The sequence below is a fragment of the Nonomuraea turkmeniaca genome, from assembly GCF_005889735.1.
GTDB lineage: Bacteria > Actinomycetota > Actinomycetes > Streptosporangiales > Streptosporangiaceae > Nonomuraea > Nonomuraea turkmeniaca.
Genome location: NZ_VCKY01000535.1, coordinates 1 through 1,459, shown reverse-complemented (window position 1 = coordinate 1,459; position 1,459 = coordinate 1). Strand labels below are relative to the sequence as shown.

Sequence of the window (1,459 nt, the reverse complement as noted above, 5' to 3'; positions counted from 1 at the left end):
GGGGCCGCTTGCCACCTTCCCCGGCACCTCCCGGATCAGGCTGCCCCCAGCTTCACCGCCCTGCTGCGACAGGACAGCGGCGAAGGTCTCTCACCTCCACTCGATCAATCAGCGCCTCACGGCGCACTTGCCAGAAGTGAAACGGCTAGGGCCGCTCGGCGCGGACGATGCGGGTGAGCAGGTCGCGTTCGGCGTCGGAGAGGCCGCGCTGGAGGTCATCGTCCAGCTTGTTCCAGATCTCCTCCACCGGCTCGCGCAGCGCCTTGCCCGCGTCGGTGAGGTGTACCCGGCCCACCCGCGGGCGGTCGGGGTCGGGCGCCCGGTAGACGAAGCCCGCCCGTTCCAGCCGCTGCAGGGTCTTCGTCACGGTCGGCGGCTCGACGCCCAGCCTGGCGATGAGCTCGCCCTGGGTCAGCCCGTCCTCCCGCCACAGCTGGTTGAGCAGCAACTCCTGTCCCGCATGGAGGCCGAGCGGCGCCAGGGCCGCGGCCAGCTGATTGCGCTGCGCCTTCATGAGCTTGATCAGTGCGTACGACAGGGTCTCGTCCAGCATGCCCTCATCTTGCCCGCCGCCATCTGTTTTGGTGCATGGAGACCCAAGTATGGGCGGCCTCTTACCGTGTCGTGTGGTTTAGCCGACGTCCTCCGCGCAAGGGTGAAGTATCCGGCATGCAACCCGTCGGGAGACGCAGACGTGACCACATCTGGGGATCCGAACGAGCCCCGCCCGGGCAAGGACCCGCGCGAGGACCGTCCGGAAGAGGGCGAACACGCGACCGAGTGGTGGCGTGAGGGAGCCGCGGAGGACGAGCGGCCAGGGCAGGAGGAGCGTCCGCCCATGCCCGGGCCTTACGAGCCGAGGCCGTACGAGCCGGGGCCGACAGGCGGCGACGTGACCCCGCCCGAATGGTCGCCGGCCGGCCCGCCGGGCGCCGGCCCCACGGGCGGCGTCGTGCCGGAGGAGGAACCGCCGGGTACCGGAGCAACGCCGCCGGGCGTCCCCGGCACGGGATCGAACCCGCCGGACGCCCCTGGCCCAACGCCACCGAGCGCCCCCGGGCCGGAACCAGAACCGCCCGCCCGCGAGGAAGAGGAGCCGATCGCGCCGGCGCCGCCCGTGGTCCCGCGCCCTGACGTGCCACCCACCCATGAGCCGCGCCCGGGAGAGCCCAGGCACCCCGACCTGCCCACCGCGCCCGAGACCCCGGAGCCGACGGGGGCCGACGCCGAGACGACCCAGGCGTACCCGATCCCGGGCGCCACCCCGCCGTACCCCGGCTGGGAGGGCGCGCCGCCGCAGGGGAAGCCGGGCAGGCCGACGCCGTCCCGGTACGACCAGGGTGGCCCACCGCCGGAGGAGGAGTCGGGCAGGCCGACGCCGTCCCGGTATGAGCAGGGTGCCCAGATCGGCGAGCCGCCGGTCACCCCGTACGGAGAACACGCCGCCCCCCCAGCGGCC

1 protein-coding gene and 1 pseudogene are annotated in these 1,459 nt (G+C 73.5%); one reads left to right on the top strand and one right to left on the bottom strand.

Annotated elements, in window-relative coordinates:
- Positions 1-145: 145 nt before the first annotated feature.
- The gene (locus ETD86_RS54360) at positions 146-553 is read right to left on the bottom strand and encodes a MarR family winged helix-turn-helix transcriptional regulator (RefSeq protein ID WP_138674387.1); all 408 of its coding nucleotides are present in this window, start codon (positions 551-553) and stop codon (positions 146-148) included.
- Positions 554-694: 141 nt separating this feature from the next.
- On the opposite strand from ETD86_RS54360, the pseudogene ETD86_RS54355 reads away from it, so the two are divergent.
- Positions 695-1,459 (top strand): annotated as a pseudogene (locus ETD86_RS54355) (hypothetical protein); the annotation flags it as partial.